Annotated in this window: 23 protein-coding genes; 10 read left to right on the top strand and 13 right to left on the bottom strand. The window is 72.4% G+C overall.

Translation table 11 applies throughout. From position 1 onward, the window contains the following. Positions 1–83 precede the first annotated feature (83 nt). The 4 genes from E1200_RS02005 to E1200_RS01990 are packed head-to-tail and all read right to left on the bottom strand — an operon-like array spanning position 84 to position 4,342. A complete protein-coding gene (locus E1200_RS02005) occupies positions 84–866 on the bottom strand; it encodes an enoyl-CoA hydratase/isomerase family protein (RefSeq protein WP_131950013.1) in 783 nt (260 codons plus the stop codon). Beyond that, entirely contained in the window at positions 863–2,119 is a 1,257-nt protein-coding gene (locus E1200_RS02000; protein ID WP_131950012.1) for a CoA transferase, read from the bottom strand. Before E1200_RS02000 ends, E1200_RS02005 begins: the two co-directional genes overlap by 4 nt. Then, complete coding sequence (locus E1200_RS01995) at positions 2,106–3,197, bottom strand: acyl-CoA dehydrogenase family protein (RefSeq protein WP_131950011.1); 1,092 nt, start codon at positions 3,195–3,197, stop codon at positions 2,106–2,108. The genes E1200_RS02000 and E1200_RS01995 overlap by 14 nt, the downstream gene beginning before the upstream one ends. Continuing rightward, entirely contained in the window at positions 3,194–4,342 is a 1,149-nt protein-coding gene (locus E1200_RS01990) for an acyl-CoA dehydrogenase family protein (RefSeq protein WP_243708289.1), read from the bottom strand. The genes E1200_RS01995 and E1200_RS01990 overlap by 4 nt, the downstream gene beginning before the upstream one ends. 157 nt (positions 4,343–4,499) lie before the next feature. On the opposite strand from E1200_RS01990, the gene E1200_RS01985 reads away from it, so the two are divergent. The 5 genes from E1200_RS01985 to E1200_RS01965 all read left to right on the top strand — a co-directional run bounded on the left by E1200_RS01985 (position 4,500) and on the right by E1200_RS01965 (position 9,465). Continuing rightward, complete coding sequence (locus E1200_RS01985; RefSeq protein ID WP_131950009.1) at positions 4,500–5,432, top strand: alpha/beta hydrolase; 933 nt, start codon at positions 4,500–4,502, stop codon at positions 5,430–5,432. A gap of 46 nt (positions 5,433–5,478) precedes the next feature. Continuing rightward, on the top strand, positions 5,479–6,237 hold the full coding sequence (locus E1200_RS01980; RefSeq protein ID WP_131950008.1) for an SDR family oxidoreductase: 759 nt from the start codon (positions 5,479–5,481) through the stop codon (positions 6,235–6,237). Between the two features lie 86 nt (positions 6,238–6,323). Continuing rightward, on the top strand, positions 6,324–7,208 hold the full coding sequence (locus E1200_RS01975; protein ID WP_131950007.1) for an alpha/beta fold hydrolase: 885 nt from the start codon (positions 6,324–6,326) through the stop codon (positions 7,206–7,208). A 93-nt stretch (positions 7,209–7,301) separates the two neighbouring features. Next, on the top strand, positions 7,302–8,486 hold the full coding sequence (locus E1200_RS01970; RefSeq protein ID WP_131950006.1) for a hydroxylase: 1,185 nt from the start codon (positions 7,302–7,304) through the stop codon (positions 8,484–8,486). 61 nt (positions 8,487–8,547) lie between these two features. Beyond that, positions 8,548–9,465 carry a VOC family protein gene (locus E1200_RS01965; protein ID WP_131950005.1) on the top strand — a complete coding sequence of 306 codons (918 nt, stop codon included), beginning with the start codon at positions 8,548–8,550 and terminating at the stop codon, positions 9,463–9,465. Positions 9,466–9,550: 85 nt separating this feature from the next. On the opposite strand, the gene E1200_RS01960 is transcribed toward E1200_RS01965, so the two are convergent. From E1200_RS01960 to E1200_RS01930, 7 genes are all read right to left on the bottom strand, one after another. Then, on the bottom strand, positions 9,551–11,098 hold the full coding sequence (locus tag E1200_RS01960) for an FAD-dependent oxidoreductase (protein WP_131950004.1): 1,548 nt from the start codon (positions 11,096–11,098) through the stop codon (positions 9,551–9,553). Positions 11,099–11,108: 10 nt separating this feature from the next. Then, positions 11,109–11,981: an aldo/keto reductase gene (locus E1200_RS01955; RefSeq protein WP_131950003.1), complete on the bottom strand. Its 873-nt coding sequence runs from the start codon at positions 11,979–11,981 to the stop codon at positions 11,109–11,111. Next, positions 11,978–12,748, bottom strand: coding sequence for an SDR family oxidoreductase (locus E1200_RS01950; protein WP_207933075.1), 771 nt, complete (start codon positions 12,746–12,748; stop codon positions 11,978–11,980). The genes E1200_RS01955 and E1200_RS01950 overlap by 4 nt, the downstream gene beginning before the upstream one ends. Before the next feature lie 58 nt (positions 12,749–12,806). Further along, a complete protein-coding gene (locus E1200_RS34290) occupies positions 12,807–13,997 on the bottom strand; it encodes a flavin reductase (protein ID WP_207933073.1) in 1,191 nt (396 codons plus the stop codon). Beyond that, complete coding sequence (locus tag E1200_RS01940) at positions 13,994–15,346, bottom strand: LLM class flavin-dependent oxidoreductase (protein ID WP_131950002.1); 1,353 nt, start codon at positions 15,344–15,346, stop codon at positions 13,994–13,996. Before E1200_RS01940 ends, E1200_RS34290 begins: the two co-directional genes overlap by 4 nt. 50 nt (positions 15,347–15,396) lie before the next feature. After that, entirely contained in the window at positions 15,397–16,548 is a 1,152-nt protein-coding gene (locus tag E1200_RS01935; protein WP_131950001.1) for an acetyl-CoA C-acetyltransferase, read from the bottom strand. 105 nt (positions 16,549–16,653) lie between these two features. Further along, the gene (locus tag E1200_RS01930; RefSeq protein WP_131950000.1) at positions 16,654–17,832 is read right to left on the bottom strand and encodes an acyl-CoA dehydrogenase family protein; all 1,179 of its coding nucleotides are present in this window, start codon (positions 17,830–17,832) and stop codon (positions 16,654–16,656) included. Positions 17,833–17,973: 141 nt separating this feature from the next. On the opposite strand from E1200_RS01930, the gene E1200_RS01925 reads away from it, so the two are divergent. From E1200_RS01925 to E1200_RS01915, 3 genes are read left to right on the top strand one after another with little or no spacing between them, the layout of a single operon-like run. Continuing rightward, entirely contained in the window at positions 17,974–18,858 is an 885-nt protein-coding gene (locus tag E1200_RS01925) for an enoyl-CoA hydratase (protein WP_131949999.1), read from the top strand. Further along, positions 18,855–19,034 carry a hypothetical protein gene (locus tag E1200_RS01920; RefSeq protein ID WP_131949998.1) on the top strand — a complete coding sequence of 60 codons (180 nt, stop codon included), beginning with the start codon at positions 18,855–18,857 and terminating at the stop codon, positions 19,032–19,034. The genes E1200_RS01925 and E1200_RS01920 overlap by 4 nt, the downstream gene beginning before the upstream one ends. 11 nt (positions 19,035–19,045) lie before the next feature. After that, a complete protein-coding gene (locus tag E1200_RS01915; RefSeq protein WP_131949997.1) occupies positions 19,046–20,200 on the top strand; it encodes an acyl-CoA dehydrogenase family protein in 1,155 nt (384 codons plus the stop codon). Here E1200_RS01915 and E1200_RS01910 read toward each other — a convergent pair. Then, positions 20,197–21,321, bottom strand: a complete 1,125-nt coding sequence (locus E1200_RS01910) for a nitronate monooxygenase (protein ID WP_131949996.1) — start codon at positions 21,319–21,321, stop codon at positions 20,197–20,199. The two genes, E1200_RS01915 and E1200_RS01910, sit on opposite strands and share 4 nt — an antisense overlap. 125 nt (positions 21,322–21,446) lie before the next feature. Here E1200_RS01910 and E1200_RS01905 point away from each other — a divergent pair, with 125 nt between their 5' ends. Beyond that, positions 21,447–22,325, top strand: a complete 879-nt coding sequence (locus E1200_RS01905) for a CoA-transferase (protein ID WP_131950018.1) — start codon at positions 21,447–21,449, stop codon at positions 22,323–22,325. A 2-nt stretch (positions 22,326–22,327) separates the two neighbouring features. Beyond that, positions 22,328–23,083: a CoA-transferase gene (locus E1200_RS01900; RefSeq protein ID WP_207933063.1), complete on the top strand. Its 756-nt coding sequence runs from the start codon at positions 22,328–22,330 to the stop codon at positions 23,081–23,083. 19 nt (positions 23,084–23,102) lie between these two features. On the opposite strand, the gene E1200_RS01895 is transcribed toward E1200_RS01900, so the two are convergent. Further along, the gene (locus tag E1200_RS01895) at positions 23,103–23,729 is read right to left on the bottom strand and encodes a TetR/AcrR family transcriptional regulator (RefSeq protein WP_131949994.1); all 627 of its coding nucleotides are present in this window, start codon (positions 23,727–23,729) and stop codon (positions 23,103–23,105) included. Positions 23,730–23,756 lie beyond the last annotated feature (27 nt).

Below are 23,756 nucleotides of genomic sequence, written 5' to 3'. Positions count from 1 at the left end.
CCCCACCCCTGACATCGCTGCGGATACGGTACTGGATCCGCGCTCCCCGGGTCCGGCGGGAGCGCGGCTCGTGATCTCGCCGGTCAACCGCCGTCCGCGCCGGTCCCGGGGGCGGCCGGCCTGCGGGCCCAGCCGTCGTGGCCCTTGCGGCCGAGCGACCACATCTGCACCCCCCGCTCGATCTCGACGGCCGCGCTCCACGGAACGGCGGGTGGACCGAGTTCGAGCGCGGCGCTGTCCTTGATGCGGCGTGCGAGCGCGGGATCGGCGGCGGCCTTGGCGACCAGCCGGGTCGCCGTGCCGAGCAGTTCACCGGGTGGGACGGCCGCCCACGCGAGCCCGCGCCGGACGGCCTCGGTGCCCGTGAGCGCGGCGCCGAGCACGCCCAGGGCGACGGCCTGCCGGTAGCCGGCCGCGCGTCCGAGGAGGGCGAGGTGCCCGCCGCCGGGATGGATGCCGCGCGCGAGGAAGCCGCTGTCCAGGACCGCGTCGGGCGTGACGATCATAAGGTCGGTGGCCAGCGCGAGGTTGAGCCCGGCGCCGACCGCGCCGCCGGCGACGAGGGAGACCGACGGTACCGGCAGCCGCCCCACGCCGACGAAGGCGTTGTAGACGGCCGAGGTCCGGGCCACCGCCTCCGGGGAGGCGGGGTCGGCCGACGAGTCCGCCAGGTCGCGGGTGTCGGCGCCGCTGCAGAAGTAGCCGCCCTCGGCGTCGATGACGGCCGCGCCGATCGCCTCGTCCGCGCGGACACGGGCGCAGAACTCCTCCATCGCCGCGGCCATGTCCAGGGTGATGGCGTTCTTCCGCCGCGGGTTGTCCAAGGTCATCCGGGCGATGCCCCGGTCGAAGGATGTGGTGATCATGAGGTGGTCCCGGCCTCCGTCTCGTGGGTGGGTGCGGTGACGAGCCGGGCGATGTCGGTCCGGTCATAGCCGAGCCCGGACAGGATCGACTCCGTGTCGGCCCCCCGCGCCACCGGTGGGGTCGGACGCCGTGTCGGGGAGCGGCCGAGCGAGATGGGAACGCCCACGCCCCGGTAACCCTCGGCGTCGACGAACAGGCCGCGGTGTGCGACCTGCGCTGTGCCGAGCGCACCGCCGACGTCGTTGACCGGGCTCGCCGGGACGCCTGCCGCGATGAGCTCGCGGGCCAGTTCGCCGCCGTCGCGCGCCCCGATCAGTTCCTCCAGCAGCGGCACGAGTTCGTCCAGGTTGGTGATGCGCCCCGCGTTGTCCGCGAACCGCGGGTCGTCGGCCACGCCGGGACGTCCGAGAACCCGCATCAGCGACCTGAACTGGCGGTCGTTGGCCGCGCTGATGAAGAAGTCGCCCGAGCGGGTGGTGAACACCTGGTACGGGGCCACGATCGGATGGGCTCCGCCGGTCCGCAGCGGCACCCGCCCGTCGGCCGCCCAGCTCGCCGCGTGCGGGTGCAGGATCGATACGACGGCGTCGAGCAGCGCGATGTCTACGAGTTGACCGCGGCCGTCGTCGCGGCGCGCGTGCAGCGCGAGCAGGATGCCGCTGAAGGCCAGGTTGGCCGTGACATGGTCGACGATCGGCACCCCGACCCTGAGCGGTTCCCGGTCGGGATGGCCGTTGACGCTCATCAGGCCGCCGTACGCCTGCAGCACCGCGTCGTACCCCGGCAGCCCGCCCATGGGGCCGCCCGAGCCGAACCCGCTGATCCGGCAGTAGATCAGGTGGGGGTGGCGCTCGGCGAGGGTCTCCTCGTAGCCGAGGCCCCAGCGCGCCATGGTGCCCGTCTTGAAGTTCTCCACCACGACATCGGCCTCGGCGATGAGCCGGGCGAGCACCTCGCGGCCGGCGCCGGCCGACAGGTCCAGTTCTATGTTGCGCTTGTTGCGGTTCAGCCCGTGGTAGTACGCGCTCGTCCCGTCCGGGTGGAACGGCGGCCCCCACCCGCGCGTCTCGTCGCCGGCCGGGCCCTCGACCTTGATGACGCTGGCACCGTGGTCGGAGAGCATCTGGGCGCAGTACGGCCCGGCGAGGACCCGGCTGAGGTCGAGGACGCGCAGCCCGTGCAGGACCCCGGTCGGCGTCTCCGGGACGGCCCAGGCGGCGTGCGCCCCGGCCGCCGGTTCAGACATCGGCATCTTCCCGTGCTCCTTCCCGCGCGCGGCCGCTCCCAGCCACGAGCGCCCACACATCACCGCCGTGCCCGTCCACCAGGTCGGCGAGCCGGCGGTGCCAGTACAGCTCGTTGCCGTAATCGTCCCGCCAGGCCCACAGCCTTCGGGTGAACGCGCCCAGGCGGTGCTCCATCGTGAAGCCGATCGCGCCGTGCAGCTGGTGGCCGGCGGCCGCCACCGACCCGGCGAGCGCCGACGTCTCCGCCTTGGCGGAGGCCACCATGAGCTCGCGGTCACCGCTCGACCGCGCGAGCGCGAGGACGGCCGCGTCGGCCGCCACCTCCATCGTCACGACATCGGCGGCCAGGGCCGCCAGCCGGTGCTGCACCGCCTGGAACCTCGCCAGCGGGCGGCCGAACTGCTCCCGCTCCCCCGCATGGCGCAGCGTCGCATCGAGTACCTCCCGTGCGGCGCCGGCCAGCTGAACGGACCGGGCGGCGGCGCCGAGCAGTTCGGCGTCGTGGCGCCGCGTCCCCTCGGGAAGCGGGAACACCCGGCCGGTCTCGACGCCGTCGAGGACCGCGCCGGCGCGGTGCTCGCCCGCGATATCCGGGCACTCGACGAGTCGCACCGCCGGATGGGCGAGCGGGATGATCACCGCGGCGGGACCGTCCGGGGTCCCGGCGAGCGCGACGAGCTGCTCCGCGCCCCGCATCCAGGCCGCACCGGGCAGCGAGCCGCGCACACGCCACGCGCCGCCGGGTCCGGGTTCGGCGGACAGCTCGCCGTGCGCCGCGGTGAACGGGCCGTCCGGGGGCGGCGCTCCGGCGGCCGCGAGCAGCGGTCCGGCGATGAACGCGGCCTCCGCGACCGGGGCCGCGGCACCCGCACCGGCCGCCTCCCGGACGAGCACGGCCGCGTCGCGGAGCGTGCCGCCCCCGCCGCCCAGGGATTCGGGGACGGCGATGGAGATGAATCCCAGCCGTTCGAGTTCGGCCCACAGGGCGGTGTCGACGCCGGGCGGCGCGGAGGCGCCGGCGGCCCGCCGCGACGCCAGGACTCCGCGGGCGGCCTCGGCGAGGTCGGTCAGGTGGTCGGTCATCGGCGAGCCAGCCCCTTCGCCACGATGCTCCGCAGTACTTCGCTGGTGCCGCCGCGGAGCGTGAACGCCGGTACGTGCAGGACCGCCTTCGCGAGCATGGCCGCGAGTCCCTCCGGCACCGTGCCGGACGCCGGATCGGCGTGCCGCCGCACGACCTCCACCACCTCTCCCTCGAATGCGGTGCCCAGGTCCTTGACCAGGGCTGCTTCGAGCGCGGGGTCCTCTCCTGCGGCGAGGCGCCCCGCCACCCCGAGGGACAGCTGCCGCAGCGCCGTCAGCCGGGAGACGAGCCTGCCGAGATCGGCGCGCGCGACGGGGTCGGCGTCGAAGGCGCCGGTCCGCGCCCAGGCCAGCAGCAGCGGCATCGTGCTGAGAACGCGTTCCGGACCCGATCGCTCGTTGCCCAGTTCGGCGGTGACCTGGCGCCAGCCGTCACCGCGGCGCCCCAGCAGCGCAGACGGCGGAACGACCGCGTCGTCGAAGACGACCTCGTTGAAGTGGTGCGCCCCGTCGATGGTGATGATCGGCGAGACGGTCACCGCGGGATGCGGCAGGTCCACGATGAACTGCGACAGCCCCGCGTGCCGGTCGCCGCCGCCGTCGCCGGTCCGGGCGAGCACGATGATGGCCGTGGCGACGTGCGCACCGCTCGTCCATACCTTGGTCCCGGTGAGCCGCCAGCCCCCGCCGGCCTCGACCGCCCGTGTCCGGACGGACGCCAGGTCGGACCCCGAGTCCGGCTCGGACATCCCGATCGCCATGAACTGCTCGGCGCGCGCGATCCCGGGCAGGTAGCGGCGCTTCTGCTCCTCGGTGCCGTTGCGCAGGATCCCGGGCGCCATCTGGCGGTCGGCGATCCAGTGCGCGGCCACCGGCGCCCCCGCGACCAGGAGTTCCTCGGTCACCACGTATCGCTGTAGAGCCGAGCGTCCGTGCCCTCCGTACCGCACCGGAACCGTCATGCCCACCCAGCCGCGGTCGGCCAGCCGCCTGCTGAAGGCGGGGTCGACGCCCGACATCCAGGCGTCGGCCTCCGGCGCGAATCCGCCGGCGGCGATCTCCCGCTCCAGGAACTCCGCGACCTCGCGTCGCAGTTCGCCCAGCGCCCCGGGCGGCTCGTCGACCGCTGTGATGCTCAGTGCCACGTGACCGCTCTTCCTCACGTCCGACGGACGATCCAGATTGGATCCTATCTTGAAGAACAGGATTGTTGACAAGCTCTCGGCGGCACCGTTCAATGGGTGACCCCGATCACCGCCCGTACCGGCCCGGCGCGTCCGGCAGGAGAAAGGAGACCAGGCGATGGTGCTTCTGGACCCGGACGCCCAGGCCCTCGTGGACGCCGCGACGGCCGCGGGGGTGAAGACCTTCCGGGAGACCGGCATCGAAGGCATCCGGTCGCGCTTGGAGTCCCTTCCCCCGGCTCCCGCACCGGAGATGGCGGAGGTCGAAGACCTGGCGTTCGAAGGACCGCACGGCACCGTGCCGGTCCGGCTCTACCGCCCGCGTGCCGGCGTCGGCCCGGCGATCGTCTACCTGCACGGCGGCGGCATGGTCATGGGCACCCTCGACTCCTTCGACGGCCTGGCCCGCAACCTGGCCGCCTCCTGCGCGGCGGTGGTGCTGAGCATCGAGTACCGGCTGGCGCCCGAGCATCGATATCCGGTGGCGAGCGACGAGGCGTACGCCGCGGTCGCCTGGGCCCACGCCAACGCGGCCGGGCTCGGCATCGACCCGGCGCGAATCGCCGTCGCCGGCGACAGCGCCGGCGGCTCGCTGGCGGCGGGGGCCGCCCTGCGCTCCCGCGACGAGAACGGTCCCCCGATCGCCGTCCAGATGCTCTTCTACCCGGGACTCGAACGCGCCGTGGACCGTCCGTCGATGATCGAGTTCGCCGACGGCCCGGTGCTGACCCGCCCGGACGTGATCTGGATGAAGGAGCAGTACCTGGGCCCGGACGAGTCGGCGGACACCGAGTACGGGGTGCCCGCACTGGCCCGCGACCTGTCGGACCTGCCGGACGCCATCGTCGTCACGGCGGAGGCCGACCCGCTTCGCGACGCGGCCGAGGAGTACGGCCGGCGGCTGCGGGACGCCGCGGTCCCGACCGCGCTGCTGCGCTATCCGGGAGTGTGCCACGGCTTCCTGTCGCAGGCGGCCCGCCTCCGCCGCGCCCGCGCGGCCTTCACAGAGATCGGGGCGCTCGCCCGCGCCAAGTTCGGGCAGCCGGCCTGACCGGCCGGGCCGCCCGGACCGGCATTCCAACAGGCAGGAGACAGCCATGTTCAACCTCGGAGGCAAGGTCGCGCTGGTCACGGGCGCAGGCCAGAACGTCGGCGAGGGGATCGCCCGCACCCTGGCGCGGCAGGGCGCCGCGGTGGCGGTGAACGACTACCACCCGGACCGCGCCCGGCGGGTCGCCGAGGAGATCGCCGCGGACGGGGGCAGCGCGTTCGCGGTGCCCTTCGACGTCACCGACCTCGATGCCGTGACCGCCGGATTCGCGGAGGTCGCCGACCGCACGGGACCGGTGGACATCCTGGTCAACAACGCCGGGACGGGCGGTCCGGAGCGGACGATGGAGATGCACCAGTTCCGGGAGATGCCGGTCGGCTACTGGTCGCAGATCATCGACGTCAACCTCTACGGCGTGCTCAACTGCTGCAAGGCCGCGCTCGACCCGATGGTCGAGAAGGGCTGGGGCCGGATCGTCACCATCTCGTCCGGCGCCGGAACGGTCGGCCTGGACATCGGCGTGTCCACCTACGCGGCGGCCAAGGCGGGCGCGATCGGGTTCATGCGCCACATCGCCAAGGAGAACGCGCGGGCCGGCATCACCGCCAACACCGTGGCGCTGGGACTCGTCCTCCGCAACGTCAAGGACCCCGAGCTGGTCAGGAAGCTTGCCGACCCCATCCCGGTGGGGCGGCTCGGGACACCCGAGGACGCGGCCCACCTCGTCGCCTACCTGGCCTCCGAAGAGGCGTCCTGGATGACCGGGCAGACCATCGGCCTCAACGGCGGCACGACCACTTCCTGAGCCCTCCCGCTGATTGGGAGGGTATGGGGCGGTGGAGCCGTGGCCGCGCCTACGTTCCGGGTAAGCCACCCGAGGAACTGAGGGACATGACCGCGGAGACGACCCACGAGCCGCTGACGTACGGGAACACGCTGCGAGAGCTCGCCACCGACCAGGGAGTACTGCGCTATCACGAGGCGGGAGAAGGCCCTCCGCTGCTGCTCTTGCACGGTTCGGGTCCGGGCGTCACCGGCTTGCGGAACTTCCGCGGGAACCTGCCGGTCTTCGCGGCGCGGTTCCGCTGCCTGATCCTGGAGTTCCCCGGCTTCGGCGTCAGCGACCCCACCGACCAGCACCCCATGATGGCGGCCTCGGGCGCGGTGACCCGGTTCCTGGACGGCCTCGGCCTGGACCGGGTCGACGTGATCGGCAACTCGATGGGCGGCATCGTCGGCGCCCAGGCGGCGCTGGCCCATCCGGACCGGGTGCGGCGGCTCGTCACCATCGGGGGGATCGGCCGCGGCATCTTCAGCCCGGCGCCCGGCGAGGGCATCAGGCTGCTGATGGAGTTCACCGAGCACCCCACTCGCGAACGCCTGGTCCAGTGGCTGCACTCGATGGTGTACGACCCGTCGCTGGTCACCGAGGAGCTCATTGAGGAGCGCTGGCGGCAGGCCACGGATCCCGACACTCTGGCCAGTGCGCGGCGCATGTACGGCAAGGCCGCGTTCGCGGCCGCCGCGTCGGCGGCCGCCGCGAGCGACGCGCCGCCCTACTGGGCGACGCTGCACAGACTGAAGGCCAGGACGCTGATCACCTGGGGCCGGGACGACCGGGTCAGTCCCGTCGACATGGCCCTGCTGCCCATGCGGACCATTCCCGACGTCGAAGTCCACATCTTCCCCGACTGCGGGCACTGGGTGATGGTCGAGCAGAAGCACGCCTGGGAGAGCGCCGTGCTCGCCTTCCTCACCCGTGCGGACGACGCCTAGCCGCGGCCGGCCTCGGCGCCCCCTTCCCACCCCGGCCCAACCGGCTTCCGGCCGTCCCACGGCCGGCATGACAGAGCAATGGAGAAACAGGCGATGACCAACCGCGTGCTCGACACGATCATGGAACGGGCGGAGGAGATCCGCGAACTCGGCCCCGTCAACGAGCGCCTCGGCAGGCTCGACGACAAGGCGGCCAAGGTGCTGCGCGACTCCGGTGTGATCAGGATGCTGCAGCCGGAGGCGCACGGGGGCATGGAAGCGCATCCGCGGGAGTTCGCCGAGGCCGTCATGGGCATCGCGGCGCTGGACGGGTCGACCGGCTGGGTCGCCGGGATCGTCGGCCTGCACCCGTGGGAGATGGCGATGGCCGACCCGAAGGTGCAGGAGGAGATCTGGGGCGGCGACCCCGACACGTGGATCGCGTCCCCGTACGCGCCCATGGGCGTGGCGCGTCCCGTGGACGGCGGTTACGTCTTCAGCGGCCGCTGGCAGTTCTCCTCCGGCACCGACCACTGCGACTGGATCTTTCTCGGCGGCCTCCTAGGCGACGAGGACGGCAGGCCCGTCGAGCCGTTCCAGGGCCTGCACCTGGTCCTGCCGCGCTCGGACTACGAGATCGTGGAGGGCTCCTGGGAGGTCGCCGGGCTGAAGGGCACCGGGAGCAAGGACGTCATCGTCAGGGACGCCTTCGTCCCCGACTACCGCGTCCTGAGGTTCGCCAAGGTCGTCGACGGCACCGCGCCGCGCGAGGCCGGGCTGACCAACCCCACCTACCTGGTGCCGTTCTCCTGCGCGTTCCCCCTCGGCATCACCTCCGCCGTGATCGGCATGGCCGAGGGCGTCCTCGCGCACCACATGGCCTACCAGCGCGACCGGGTGCAGATCGTCGGCACCAGGGTCAAGGACGACCCGTACGTCCTGTACGCGATGAGCGAGGCGGCCGAGGAGATCGCCGCGTCCCGCACCCGGCTCCTCGACTTCGCCTCCCGCATGTACGACAAGGCCGCCGCGGGCGAGGAGATCTCGTTCGGCGAGCGGGCGGCCGGGCGCAGGCTCCAGGTCCGGTCGGCGTGGCGGGCGGCCCGCGCGGTGAACGAACTCGTGATCCGCTCCGGCGGCAACGCCATGCGCGTCGACAACCCGATCCAGCGGTTCTGGCGCGACGTCCATGTCGGCCTCGCGCATGCCATCCACGTCCCCGGCGCCGTTTACCACGTGTCCGCGCTGACCGACCTGGACATCGAGCCGCCGGAGGGCCCGATGCGCTCGATGATCTGACGCGCGTTTCCCACTGATCGGGATGTCCCCGCCGGGGACCATCGCTCAACAGGAGGCACCAGTGACACACATACGAGGGCTCGGGTACCTGCGGGTGCAGGCACGGGACCTGGAGCGCTGGCGCGAACTCGCCATCGACGGTCTCGGCTTCGGCGAAGGGACCGGTCCGGTCTCCGGCGGCCTGTACCTGCGCATGGACGAGCGCCGGTACCGCCTCGCGGTCCTGCCGGGCGGCGTCGACCGGGTACTGGCCGTGGGCTGGGAGGTCCGCGACCAGTTCGGGCTGGCCGCCGTCCGGGAGGCCGTGGAGAAGGCCGGTATAGAGGTCTCCGTCCTCTCGCACGAGGAGGCCGCCGAGCGCGATGTGGAGGCCGCGATCGCCTTCACCGATCCGGGCGGCACTCCCGTCGAGGTCTTCTTCGGTCCCGTGCTCGACCACGGCCCGCTGCGGCTCGGCCTCGACCAGAGGTTCGTCACCGGCGCCGAGGGGATGGGGCACGTGGTCCTGCCCGTTCCGGCCGCCGAGGACGTGGTGGCCTGGTACGCCCAGGTGCTGGGGTTCCTTCCGCGCGGCGCGATGAAGGTGGCCGACACCCCGGCCGGCCCGGTCCGCGTCCGGTTCATGGGCGTCAACCGGCGCCACCACAGCCTCGCCGTCGCCCCGGCCCCGCACGACGGCGACCCCGGGCTGGTGCACCTGATGGTGGAGGTCGACAGCCTGGACGCGGTCGGCCGGGCGCTCGACAACGTCAACCGGCTCGGCTTCTCGATCTCCTCCACGCTCGGCCGGCACACCAACGACAAGATGGTGTCGTTCTACGTGCGCGCCCCCGGCGGCTGGGACATCGAGTACGGCACCGAGGGGATGCTCGTCGACGAGAGCCACTACACCGCCGAGGAGATCACCGCCGACAGCTACTGGGGCCACGACTGGTCGGGCTCCGAACCGCTGGCCGCGTTCACTCCGCCCGGCACGTGACGTGACGCCGTCCGGGCCGGAAGCAGCGGGCCGGTGTCGGAGAGGCGGCGCCTCCGCGACACCGGCCCGCGGCCGTCCGGGGCGATCAGCCGGCCAGGATGTGGCGCACGGCGCGGTACCCGAAGACCATCCCGGAACCGAGGGGGACGCCGGGCCCGGGGTACACGTGCCCGGCGACGGACGCGGCCGAGTTGCCCGCCGCGTACAGGCCCGGGATCGGGTCGCCGGACTCGTCCAGCACCCGGGCGTCCGGGTCGATGCGCGCCCCGCCCTTGGTACCGAGGTCGCCGAGGACGATCTGGACAGCGTGGAACGGCCCGCGGTCGATGGGAACCAGGCAGGGGTTCGGGCCGTCGCCCGCCGCGAAGAAGCGGTCGAACGGGTCCTCGCCCCGCCGGAAGTCCGAGTCCGTCCCGCCGGCGGCGAATCCGTTGAACCGGTCGACCGTGCGCTGCAGCGCCTCGGCGGGAACGCCGATCAGCTCGGCGAGGTCCGCGACGGTGCCGGCGGTGCGCCACAGGCCCGCCTCGCGGAACGCGGCGGGATCCGGACGCGGCTCGCACAGTGCCGGCACGTTGTCGAACCTGTCGTCGAACACGAACCAGACCGGCAGGTGGGAGACCCCGGTGGCGTGACCGCGGCGGATCTCGTGGCCCATCCGGTCGTAGGGCAGGGACTCGTTGGCGAACCGCTCCCCCGCGGAGTTGACGAAGATCCCGCCGCGCAGCCCGAGGGTGAACTCGGCGCGCCCGTTCGGGAAGAGCGTCGCCGGGCACCACCACGCCTCGTCCATCAGGTCGACGGACGCGCCGGCGGCCCGGAGCGCGGCGAGTGCGTCGCCGGTGTTGGTTCCGGTGGCGGTCGACGTCCAGCCACCGCCCGGCAGCCCGTGGTGCCGGGCGCGCGACTCGTGGTCGCGCTCGAAGCCGCCTGCGGCGAGCACGACGCCCCGGCCCGCCCGCAGCCGCACGGTTCCCGCCGGACCGTCGGCGACGACGCCGGTCACCCGCCCGTTTTCGATGATCAGGGACCGCATGCGCGTGCCGGTCCGGAGATCGGCGTTACCGGTCTTGTCCAGCGCGAGCAGGAACCGGCCGATGAGCGCCTGGCCGCCGGTGAGCGTCTCCCGGTCCTGCTCGATGCCGTGCTGGTCGAGCGCGATGACGGGGCGGATGCGGGCGAGGCGGTCGCCGAGTTCGGCGGCCGAGACGGGCACGGGGAAGATGTCCCGGCCGTTCTCGATGCGGCCGGGAGCCTCGAAGTAGTCGGGGAAGGGCATGTACTGGAACCGGAGGGCGGGGTCGCGTTCGAGGAACTCGACCAGCTCCGGGCCGGTGGACAGGTACGCCCGCTGCAGTTCCGCCGGCGTGCGGTCCCCGACCAGGGCGGTGAAGTACTCCGTGCCGAGTTCGACGCTGTCGGGCACGCCCGCACGCCGCTGCGCCTGGTTGCCCGGGAGCCAGATGCCCGACCCGGAGTACGCGCTGGTGCCGCCGAAGTACTCCGTCTTCTCCAGCACGATGGTGCGCAGCCCGTTCGCCGCGGCGGTGTAGGCGGCGGCCAGGGCCGCGCCTCCGGAGCCGACGACGATGACGTCCGTGCTCTCGGCCGGATGCTCCTGTACTGAGGTCACTGGGTCCTTCTCATTTCCGGTTCAGTCGTTCGAGTTCGGCGGGGGTGAGGGCGAGGCCGGCGGCGGCCAGCGAGTCCAGCACGGACTCCGGCCGGCTCGCCCCGGGAATCGGGATGACCGCCGGAGACCTGTGCAGCTGCCACGCGAGCGCGATCCGCTGCGGGCTGACGCCGCGGGCCCTCGCCACGGCGTCGAAGGCGGCGAACTCGGACCCGAAGTCCTTGGCGGCACGCATCCCGCCGAGCGGCCCCCAGGACAGGAAGGCCAGGCCGAGCCGCTCGCACAGATCGATCACGGGTTCGGAGGCCCTGGCGCGCGGCGAGTACTCGTTCTCCACGGCGACCAGGACGTCGCCGAGAATCTCGTGGGCGACACGGACCTGCTCGACGCTCGCGTTCGAGACTCCGACGCGCTGCACGAGACCTCTGTCGTGCAGTTCCTTCAGGCCGCCCATGCTCTCCTCGTACGGGGTCCGGGGATCCGGGCGGTGGTGCATGTAAAGGGGCAGCACGTCCAGGCCGAGCCGGCGCAGGGACGCCTCGCAGGCGCGGCGCAGCCACTCCGGACGGCCGTCGATCCACCACGTGTCGGTGTCGAAGTAGCGGACGTGGCCGCCCTTGGTGGCGACCACGACATGGTCTGTGGAGCCGGGATACAGCCGGAGCGCCTTGGCGACCGCGAGTTCGTTGGCGCCGTAGTCGCCGCCCGCCGGTCCGTACACGTCGGCGGTGTCGAGGAGGGTGACACCCGCGTCCAGCGCCGCGTGCACCGTACGGATGCCGCGCTCCTCGTCGTAGCCCGGCACCTGGGTCAGGGTCATCGCTCCCAGGCCGATCGCGGACACCCGCAGGTCCCCGAGCCGCCGGCGGGCGACGCCCGTCATTTGCCGACCACGGTCCACCCGCCGTCCACCGGCATCCGGACGCCCGTGGAGAAGGTGGCGTCGAGCAGCATGAACTCGATCGCCGCGGCCATCTCGTCCGGGGTGCACAGCCGGCCGAGCGGCATCCGCGCCTCGGTGGCCGACAGGTCGTAGCCCTCCTTGTCGACCATCTCCTGGACCATCGGCGTGAGGGTGTGGCCCGGTGCCACCGCGTTGACGCGGACCCCGTGCGGAGCCCACTCGATCGCGAGGTTCTGCGTGAGCTGCTCGATCGCGGCCTTGGCGACACCGTAGTCGGCCTGGTCCCGCCACCCGCCGTAGGCGGTCGTCGAGGAGATCGTCACGATCGACCCGCCGCCGAGTCCGGCCTCCAGCATTCCCGCGACGAGCGAACGCGCGGTGACGAGCGTTCCGACCAGGTGGACGTCGAGCACCCTCCGGTAGGTGTCGAGGTCCAGCTCCAAGGCGGGTTTGAATTCGCCGCGAACGCCGTGGCAGGTCACGAGCCGGGTCGGGGTCCCGGCCGCCCGCGCCGTCTCGGCCAGTGCCTCCCGCACCTTCGCCTCGTCGGTCACGTCGATCCGGTACGCCCGCGGCACGTCGTCCGGCGGCGCCTGCATGTCCAGGACGGTCACGGTCAGGCCCCGCTTCATCAGCCGGCGTACGACCGCCAGTCCGATGCCGCTGCTGCCGCCGGTGACGACCGCGTGCTCACTCGGCACGTGCTCACTCGGCACGTGCTCACTCGGCACGTGTTCTCCGGGCATGGGTTCATCTCCCTCGTCTATGTGCGGGCTCCGCGTCGAGCAGGCCCCCGCTCGGTTTTCAGCGGGTCCGCGGGGGGCGTCCGCCGATCGCGGTGGTGACCGTGTCCGCCGCGCGGACCAGCCGGTCCCGCCAACCGGCGATCCGCTCGGCGCTCGCCCGCGGCGGCATCTGGAAAAGGGCGAGCACCTGCACGACGTCACCGTCCGGGCCGTAGACGGGCGCGCCCAGCAGCCGGACGTCGTACCGGCCCCCGGGGTCCAGGTCGTCGGGCTCGTAGTGCTCCTTGAGGCGTTCGAGCAGAGCACCGACCCGGCGTTCCAGCTCAGGAGTGCGCTGCGCGGTGGAGAACCCGTCGATCTCGTCCCAGACCTCGTCGTGCTCGGGGGCGCACAGGGCGAGGGACCAGCCGCGCGACGACACCCGCCGCAGCGCCCGCCGGTAATGGTCCCTGTCCTCCCCGGTCAGCGGGAGGTTGCGCCGTGCGAGCCAGGCATCGATCGCCCCGTCCTCACGTCCGGCGACGAACAGTGCGCCGTAGGGCGGCGCGAACGGCATCCGGCGGCCGATGTGCCCGTGCACCGTGCTCTGCCGGGAACCCGCGGAGCCGGCGATGATCACGATCTCGTCCGCGACGACGCACTGCGCGTAGCATTCGAGTCCGAGGTCGGCCGACACCGCCTCCATGTGGTCGCGGGCGATGTCCGCCACCCGGATATGGCCCAGCAGGTCCCTCTCGTAGGGGGCGACGAGCGCACCGGGCGAGAACGCGCCGTACCCGCCCTGGAAGAACAGCAGCGGTGACTTGGGTTCGAGCACTCCGAGGTCCCGCACCCTGCCGAGGACGATCAGATGGTCGCCGGCCTCGTGGACGGCCTCGAACCCGCAGTCGATCCAGGCGACGGCCTCTTCGAGCAGCGGCGCGCCGGACGGGCCGGGCCGCCACGGGACGCCGGCGAACTTGTCGCCGCTCTTCGCGGCGAACTGCCGGCAGACCTGCTCTTGGTCGGCGGCGAGCACGTTGACGCAGAAGGACGAGGCGGTGCGCAGCCGCGCGAACGTGCTCGACGTCCTGCTCGGCAGGAAGGAGACCAGCGGCGGGTCGAGCGACACGGAGGAGAACGAGCCGACCACCATTCCGGTGGGCTCCCCCGTGTCGCAGATGCCGGTGACGACGACCACGCCCGTGGGGTAGTGGCCGAGGACGTCCCGGAACCGCCGCCCGTCGAACGGCGCGGGCGAGTCGCTCACCGGGCCTCCTTCAACGTGGGGCCGTCCCCGGGCGCGGGGGCGGGCGCGGGTGCGCCGAGGTGCTCGCGAAGCGTGGTCCCCGTGTACTCCTTGCGGAAGAGCCCGCGGTCCTGCAGGCGCGGCACGACCTCCTCCACGAAGTCCTCCAGCCCGCGGGGCAGGTCGGCGGGAAGGACGTTGAAGCCGTCGGCCGCCCCCTCGGTGAACCAGGCGGCCATCTCGTCCGCGACCTGGTCGGGAGTCCCGACGAACGAGCGGTGACCGATGCTGAGGCCGATCCGCTGCGCCACCTGGCGCAGGGTCAGCCCCTCCTCCTTCGCCATGTCCATGAACAGCCGGGGGCGTGAGACGCCGGCGTGCGCCGGAAGCAGGCCGCTGACGTCGGGGAACGGCTCGTCCAGCTCGTAGCCGGTGAAGTCGATCCCGCCGAACATCTGCTGCATGAAGGCGAGGGTCGCGTCGATCTGCACGAAGCCGCCGAGTTCCCGTGCCAGGTCCCGGGCCTCCTGGACGGTCCTGCCGATGATCGGGGTGAGCCCCGGCATGACGGCGACCGCTTGCGGGTCGCGCCCCTTGGCGGTCACCAGTTCCCGCATCCGGTCGACGAACGCCTTGGCGGCCTTGAGGTCGAACTGCGTGGTGAACACCATGTCCGCGTACCGGGCCGCCAGGTTCATGCCGGTCGGCGAGGACCCGGCCTGCACCAGCGCCGGCCGGCCCTGCGGGGACCGGGGCATCGTCAGCGGGCCGCGGACGGTGAAGTGGTCGCCCTCGTGGTCTAGGCGCCGGATCCGGCCGGGGTCGGCGTACACGCCCGCCTCCCGGTCCAGCACGATCGCGTCGTCCCGCCAGCCGTCCCAGAGCCGGGTGACCACGTCGACGAACTCGTCGGCGCGCTCGTAGCGGGCCTCGTGCTCGGGCAGGTCGGCGGAGCCGTAGTTGCCCGCAGCCGCAGCGATCGCGGTGGTGACGATGTTCCAGCCGGCCCGGCCGCCGCTCAGGTGGTCGATGGTGGCGAACTGCCGGGCCACGGTGAAGGGGTGGCTGTACGTCGTCGAAGCGGTCCCCACCAGGCCGATGCGCGAGGTCACCGCCGACAGCGCGGCGACCAGGCTCACGGCGTCCGGCCACTCGGTGGCGTCGGTGCCGATCGACGGGCTGAGGTTCAGGGCCTCGGCGATGAACACCGCGTCGAACCTGCCCTGCTCGGCGACCTGGGCGACGCGCGTCCAGTGCTCCAGGGTGTGGACCTTCTCGGGTTCGGTCCGCGGGGACCGCCACACCGAGTGCGCCGTACCCAGCCCTCGGGCGAAGACCGCGAGGTGCATCTGACGCCCGGTATCGTTCATTCGTTGCTCCCTGTGTAGACGTTCGTGCAGGCCAGGCGGCCTGCCCGGGGTCAGAGCCGTTCGATGATGGTGACGTTGGCCTGGCCGCCGCCCTCGCACATGGTCTGGAGTGCGTACCGTCCGCCGCGGCGTTCGAGTTCGTGCAGCATGGTCGTCAGCAGCCTGGTCCCGGTTGCCCCGATCGGATGCCCCAGTGCGATCGCGCCGCCGTTGACGTTGATCCGGTCCAGGTCGGCGCCGGTCTCCTTCGCCCAGGCGAGAACGACCGACGCGAACGCCTCGTTGATCTCGATGAGGTCGAAGTCGCCGATCGACATGCCGGTCTTCTGGAGTGCGTGCCGGGTCGCCGGGATCGGGCCGGTCAGCATCCAGACGGGGTCGTCGCCGCGGACGGAGATGTGGTGGATGCGCGCCCGCGGCTTCAGCCCGAGGTCGCTGACGGCTCGTTCGGAGGCGATCAGGACCGCGGACGCGGCGTCGCTGATCTGGCTGGCGACGGCGGCGGTGATCCGCCCGCCCTCGCGCAGCGTCCGGAGGGCCGCCATCTTCTCCAGGCCGGTGTCGCGGCGCGGTCCCTCGTCGGCCGAGACGCCGCCGATCGGTGCGATCTCCTTGGCGAACCGTCCCTCGTCGGTCGCGGCGACGGCCCGGTGATGGCTGCGGAGCGCGAACTCCTCCATCTCCGAGCGGGAGATCTCCCACTTCTCGGCGATCATTTCGGCCGCGCGGAACTGGGACACCTCCTGGTCCCCGTAGCGGGCGCGCCATCCCGGGGACTCCGCGAACGGTGTGGTGAAGCCGTACTGCTCCCCCACCGTCATCGCGGCCGAGATGGGGATCGCCGACATGTTCTGCACGCCGCCCGCGACGATGAGGTCGGCCGTGCCGGACATGACGCCCTGCGCGGCGAAGTGCACCGCCTGCTGGCTGGAGCCGCACTGCCGGTCGATGGTCACGCCCGGCACGTGGTCGGGCAGGCCGGCGACCAGCCAGGCGGTCCGGGCGATGTCGCCGGCCTGCGAGCCGATGGTCTCGGTGCAGCCGAGGATCACGTCGTCGACACGTCCCGGGTCGATGCCGCTGCGGTCCACGAGCGCGGAGAGGGCGTGGGCGCCCAGGTCCGCGGAGTGGACGCCGGAGAGTGCGCCGCCGCGGCGTCCGACCGGCGTGCGGACCGCCTCGATGATGTAGGCCTCGGCCATGTGAACCTTCCTCAGAAGTCGGGGGACGGCGGGATCAGGGGTGCCGGCTGCTCACCGACACCACCTCGCCGGTGGGCGGGACGGGCTGTCCGGTCTCGGCTGCGGTCACGGCCGGGCCTCCCTGGGCAGGCCGAGCACCCGCTCGGCGAGGATGTTCCGCTGGATCTCGTTGGATCCGCCGTAGATCGTGTCGGCGCGGCTGTGCAGGAAGAGGCGCTGCAGGTCGTCCAGCTCGTACGGTGCCCGCTCGACGACCAGCGACGAGGCCCCGGCGACCTGCATGGCGAGCTCGCCGAGGTCGCGGTGCCAGTTCGCCCAGAGCAGCTTGGACACCGACGCCTGCATCGGCCCGGTGGAGCCGTCCCCGGCCAGGGTTCGCAGGGCGTGCAGGCGCATGGCCTCCAGGCCGGTGCGGGCGTGGGCGAGGCGGTCCCGGATCACCGGGTCGTCGAAGGCGCCGTTGCGGCGGGCGAGGGCGATCACGGCGTCGAGTTCGCGCGCGAACCCGACCTGCTGCCCCACGGTGGAGATGCCGCGCTCGAATCCGAGCGTCGCCATCGCGACCTTCCAGCCGTCGCCGGGCGCTCCGACCACGAGGGACGCCTCGGTGCGGGCGCCGTCGAAGTAGACCTCGTTGAACTCCGACGTCCCGGTGAGCTGGTCGATGGGCCGGATCTCGACGCCGTTCTGCCGCATGGGGACCAGCAGGTACGACAATCCGTCATGGCGGCGGGAACCCGGTTCGGTGCGGGCCAGGACGAAGCACCAGTCCGCGTGGTGTGCCTGCGAGGTCCAGACCTTCTGGCCGTCGATCACCCACTCGTCCGCGTCGCGCCGCGCCCTGGTCGACACCGCGGCCAGGTCGGAGCCCGCCCCCGGCTCGGAATAGCCCTGGCACCACAGTTCGCGGACGGCGGCGATGGCCGGCAGGAACCGGTCCCGCTGCTGCGGCGTCCCGAGCGCGATCAGCGTCGGTCCGAGCAGTTCCTCGCCGAGGTGGTTGACCCGGGCCGGCGCGTCGGCGCGCGCGTACTCCTCGTGGAAGACGATCTGGCGCGCCAGGCTCAGCCCGCGCCCGCCGTACTCGGCCGGCCAGCCGAGGCAGGTCCAGCCGTGCGCGCCGAGGTGGCGGTCCCACTCCAGCCGTTCGTCGAACGCCTCGTCCTCCCGGCCGGGGCCGCCCAGCCCCCGCAGCCCGGCGAAGTCGCCGTGCAGGTGTGTGTCGAGCCAGTTCCGGACGTCGCGCCGGAAGTCCTCGTCCTCCGCCGAATACGTCAGATCCACGTCCGCCCTCCGCCTGCGCTTCGTTGTCCGGGGTTGCGGCCGCCCGCGGCGGACTGCACCATAGCAAGGGAAATCAAACATTTGTTAGGCAAGCGTGCGCAAGAGCGCGTGCCACTCACTGGACACCGTCAGGAGACCGATATGAGCAACGCGGACACGGCCGCCGTGGACCGGCCCGACGAGGAGGTCGTCACCTATGAGCGACGCGGGACGGTGGCGGTCGTCACCCTCAACCGCCCCGAGTACCGCAACGCCCAGAACTCGAAGGTCACCTACGCCCTCGACGCCGCCTTCACCCGCGCCGTCGACGACGACGAGGTGAAGGTCATCGTCCTCGCCGGGAACGGGCGGCACTTCTGCGCCGGGCACGACATCGGCACGCCCGGCCGGGACGTCGACGAGTCCTTCGAGCGCAAGGCCGTGATCTGGTGGGACCACACGCGCAAGCAGGGCGTCGACCGGCGGCTCGCCCGGGAGGCCGAGGTCTACCTCGGCATGTGCCGCCGGTGGCGGGAGATCCCCAAGCCGATGATCGCGATGGTGCAGGGGGCGTGCATCGCCGGCGGGCTCATGCTGGCCTGGAGCTGCGACTTCATCGTGGCCGCCGACGACGCCTTCTTCGCGGACCCCGTGGTCCGCATGGGCATCCCGGGCGTCGAGTTCTTCGCCCACCCGTGGGTGATGAATCCGCGGGCCGCGAAGGAGTTCCTCTACACGGGCGACCGCTTCACGGCCGAACGCGCCCGCGACCTCGGCATGGTCAACCACGTGGTGCCCCGCGCCGAACTGGAGGCGGAGACCCTGGCGATCGCCGAGCGGATCAGCCAGATGCCGTCGTTCGGGCTGGCGCTGACGAAGAAGGCGATCAACCAGGCCGAGGACCTCCAGGGCATGCGGTCGGGGATGGACTCGGTCTTCGGGCTCCACCACGCCGCGCACGCGCACAACGCCGAGGTGGGCGTCGACTCGCTGGCCGGCATGGACGCCCGCGCGATGCGCGACTCGAACGCGGGGAACGGCCGGTGAACCGCACCGCGCTGCGGGCGCACGGCGCCACCGGCCGCACCGAGGAGTTCGACCTGGGCCTGTGGATCACGAAGATCCGCGCTCTCGTCTCCGCCTGGGGCACGGCCCGGTTCCACCGCTCCCGGGTACTGGCCGCCATCACCGCCGCGTCGCCGGCGCACGCGAAGCCCGCCTGAGGAGGGATTCTGTGTACTTTGCGCTAAGTGAGGAGCAGGCCGCGCTCGACGCCACCGTCCGATCCCTCTTGGATCGGAACAGCGATGGCGAGGCCGTACGCCGGGCGATACAGGGCCCGCGCGGCCACGATCCAGACCTGTGGTCGACGCTATGCGAGCAGATCGGCGCCGCCGCCCTGGCGATCCCGGAGCAGTACGGAGGCGCGGGGTTCTCCCTGTTCGAAACCCACGTGGTGCTGGAACGGCTGGGTTACGCGCTCACGCCGTCCCCGCTGCTCGGCTCGGCGGTCCTCGGCGCGCAGGCGGTCCTGCGGGCGGGCGACGCCGATGCCTGCTCGCGCCTGCTTCCGGACATCGCGGCGGGAACGGCCGTGGCCGCGCTGGCCTGGGCCTCCCCCGACGGGCACTGGCATCCGGACCGCTCCGGTGTGCGCGCCGCCGGCGCGGGAGACGGGACCATGCTGACCGGATCGGCCCATCTGGTCCTCGACGGCGCCGACGCCGACATCCTGCTCGTCGTGGCCGTGCGGGAGGACGGGCTGGTCGGCCTGTACGAGGTCGATCCCGAGGCGAGTGGGGTCCGCCGCACCCCCATGACCGGCCTGGACCTCACCCTGCGGTTCGCGCGGATCGACTTCCGGGCCGCGCCCGCACGCCCGCTGTGCGAGGACGCCGGCGTGCCGCTCGCCGAGCTACGGGACATCGCGGCCGTCGCCGTGACCGCACTGCAGGTCGGGGCGGCCCAACGGGGCCTGGACATGACGGTGGCGTACGCCAAGGATCGCGAGCAGTTCGGCCGCCCGATCGGCTCGTTCCAGGCGCTCAAGCACCGCATGGCCGACATGCTCGTGCAGGTCGAGACGTCACGGACGCTGTCCTGGGCGGCGGCCTGGTCCGCGGCTCACGGCGCGGCCGACTTCGCCGAGAAGGCGGCGATGGCCAAGGCGTGGTGCTCCGACGCGCTGAACGCGGTGGCCGCCGAGACGGTCCAGTTGCACGGCGGCATCGCCATCACCTGGGAGCACGACGCGCAACTGCTGTTCAAACGCGCACACGCCACGTCGCAGCTGTTCGGGCAGCCGCACGAGCAGCGCCGGCGGCTCCTGGCGGCGGACCGGGGGACGCCGCGCGCGGGCGCCGGGGCCGCCGCCCCAGCGCCGTCCTAGCGTCCGCCGCCCTCCAGCCGCTCCAGGACGTCGACGGCCTCGTCGACGATGCGCGTGATCAGCTCGCGGCAACTCGGCAGGTCGTCGATGAGCCCGACGACCTGCCCCGTGGCCATGACACCGATGTCGGGACGACCGTCCAGCAACGCCGTCCGGTAGAGCATGGGCGCGTTCGCCGCCATCACGACCTGGCTCCAGGTCAGGCCGTGATGGCGCTTCATGGCGAGCCCCTCGCGCACGATGTCCTTCCAGGAGGTCCTGGACATGCGCTGGAAGGCGACGGCGTTCCCGGCCGCCCGCAGCAGGCGGCCGGGGGCGGTGCCGCGCTCCAGCCGGTCGATGGTGCGCCCGCGGACGACCCGCTGCGGCACTCCGTCGATCTGCAGGGTGAGCACCGTGTCGTCGACGCCGCGGCGGAGATACTCCTCCTTGACCTCCTGCGCCACCGGGGAGTCGGTCGTGAGCAGGAAGCGGGTGCCCATCGCGATGCCGTCGGCTCCGTAGGCGAGCGCCGACACCAGCCCGCGGCCGTCGAAGTAGCCGCCCGCACCGAGGACGACGATGTCGGCGGCGTCGCGGGCCTGGGGCAGCAGCAGGCTGGTCGGAACCTGGCCGGTGTGCCCGCCGCCCTCGCCGCCCTGCACGATGACGGCGTCGGCGCCCCAGGCGGCCACCTTCTCCACGTGCCGGCGCGCGCCGGTGGACGGCATCACCACCAGCCCGCCGTCCTTGCACCGTTTGATCAGGTCCTCGCGGGGGGCCAGCGCGAAGGAGGCGACCTTCACCTTCTTGCGGATCAGCAGGTCGACGCGCTTCACCACGTCCGGCTGGTCCGCGCGGACGTTGACCCCGAACGGCCGGTCGGTGAGCGACCGCACGGTGTCGACGGCCTGGGAGAGCTCCTCGTAGGACAGCAGCCCGGCGCTGAGGATCCCGAGCCCTCCGGCCTCGGCGGTCGCCGCGGTGAGGCGGGCGTCCGAGACGTATCCCATCCCGGTCTGGACGATCGGGTACTCGACGCCGAACAGCTCGGTCGCCCGGGTCCTCAGTGCGGGGTGGCGCCGCTTCTCCGCGGCGTCCGCACCGGACGCCGGGGCGGTCGGGTCGGGCTGCTGTGCCATGCGGACTTCCTTCTCTAACAAATGTTTGTTTTACTGGCTCGACGAGTATGCGTGAGACGGCGCCCACCGGCAAGGGCGCGGCGCCGCGGACACGAGGAGGAACGACCGCGTTGAAGGACAAGACGATGTCCCTGGAGGACTTCGCCGGGACGATCGAGTCGGGGATGACCATCGGCATCGGCGGCTGGGGCTCCCGCCGCAAGCCCATGGCGCTCGTCCGCGCGCTGCTGCGGACGGATGTGCGCGACCTCACGGTCGTGAGCCTCGGCGGTCCGGACGTCGGGCTGCTCTGTGCGGCGGGGAAGGTGCGCAAACTGGTCTACGGCTTCGTATCGCTGGACAGCATCCCCCTCGACCCGCACTTCCGCGCGGCCCGCGAGAGCGGCGCGGTGGAGATCGCCGAGTACGACGAGGGCATGTACGTGGCCGGGCTGCGGGCCGCGGCGCAGCGGCTGGACTTCCTGCCGACCCGGGCGGGCCTGGCCTCGGACGTCCTCGCCATGAACCCGGATCTGCGGACCGTCGCCTCTCCGTACAGCGACGAGGAGTACGTCGCGATGCCCGCCTTGCGGACGGACGTCGCGCTGATCCACCTCAACCGGGCGGACGCCGCGGGCAACGGACAGTATCTCGGCCCAGACCCCTATTTCGACGACCTCTACGCCATGGGCGCGGACCGCTGTTTCCTGAGCTGCGAGGAGGTCGTTCCCACCGAGCGGCTGCTCGCGCCCGGCGAGGACGGACGCAGCGCTCCGATTCAGTCGCTGCTGGTCAGCCGCATGTACGTCACGGGCGTGATCGAGGCGCCGCGCGGCGCCCACTTCACGTCCTGCGTCCCGGGCTACGAGCGCGACGAGGCGTTCCAGAAGGAGTACGCCACGGCCGCTAAGGACCCGGACGCCTGGCGGAGGTTCGAGGAGACCTACCTGCGCGGCGATGAGGCCGGCTACCGCGCCGCGATCGCCGGCCGAGCGACGGCCGGCGCCGACGAGAGGAGTGCCTGACCATGGAGTTCACCCGAGCCGAGGTGTGCGTCGCCGCCGCGTCCGACTCCTGGCGCGACGCCGGGGAGGTGCTGGCGCATGCGGTGGGCACCGTGCCCGTCCTCGGCGCCCGCCTCGCCCGGCTGACCCACTCCCCGGACCTGGTGCTGTCCGACGGGGAGGCGTTCTTCATGGCCGAGCCCCCGCCCCTCGGGCGGACCGCCGCGGCCGGCGGCGTCATCGAGGCGTGGGTGCCGTTCCGCGGTGTCTTCGACGTCCTGCAGTCGGGCCGCCGCCAGAGCATGATGGGGGCCAGCCAGCTCGACCGGTACGGCAACCAGAACATCTCGGCGATCGGCGACTGGCGCCGGCCGAAGCGGCAGCTGATCGGCGTGCGCGGGGCGCCCGGCAACACCGTGAACCACCGGACGAACTACTGGGTGGCCCGCCACTCCCCCAAGGTCTTCGTCGAGCGCGTCGACATCGTGTCCGGAGTGGGCAACGACCGCGCCCGGGAGGCCGGGGGCGCGGCACTGAGGTTCCACGATCTCGGCGTCGTCATCACCGACCTCGCCGTACTGGACTACGCGCTCGACGGGACGCTGCGCATCAGGTCGGTCCACCCGGGCGTCACCGTCGAAGAGGTCCAGCGGAGCACCGGCTTCGCCATCGACGGGACGGACGCGGCCGAGACCCGCTCGCCCACGCCGGAGGAGCTGCGGCTGATCCGCGAAGTGATCGACCCTTCGTCGGTGCGTACCCGCGAAGTCGCCGGTTGAGCGGGGGCGGCGGACGTCCCTAGAGCAGCCCGTGGAACGCCAGCGCGAGGAACTCGTCGGCGACGCTCTCGGGCGTCAGCTGCCCTCCGGTCCGGTACCAGCGCACGGCGGACCAGATGGAGTCGCGGACGAACAGGTAGGACACTTTGATGTCGAGGTCCGGCCGGAAGACGCCGGACGTCTGGCCCGCGGTGAGCACCCGCAGCCAGATCTGCTCGACCTTCAGGCTGTAGTCGGCGACGTACTCGAACCCCTCCTGCCCGATCAGGTTGTCGCTCTCGTTCTGGTACACGGCCACCGCGTGAGGCGCCTCGGCGATCCAGGCGAAGGACACGCGGATCAGCTTGCTGAGCGCCTCGCGCGGGTCGTCGCCCTGCCGTTCGATCTCCGAGAACCCCTCGTACAGGCGGGTGAGGAAGTCCCGGAGGATCACGTCGAGCATGTCCTCCTTGGAGCTGAAGTGGTGGTAGATGCTCCCGGGCAGTATCCCGGACTTGTCGGCGATGTCGCGGACCGTCGTCCCGGCGTACCCCTGTGTGGCGAAGAGCTCGGCCGCAACGGCCAGCAGGCGCGCGCGCCTGCCGACGCCGTCCGCCCGGACCGCCTCCTTCTTCGGTGGTCGGCCGCCGGCCCTCGCCACTGCCATGTCCGTCTCCTCAACTTGACCAACTGT

This window comes from Actinomadura sp. GC306, from assembly GCF_004348665.1.
Taxonomy (GTDB): domain Bacteria; phylum Actinomycetota; class Actinomycetes; order Streptosporangiales; family Streptosporangiaceae; genus Spirillospora.
The sequence above is the reverse complement of the archived record's forward strand: the minus strand, read 5'-3'. Positions and strand labels throughout refer to the sequence as shown.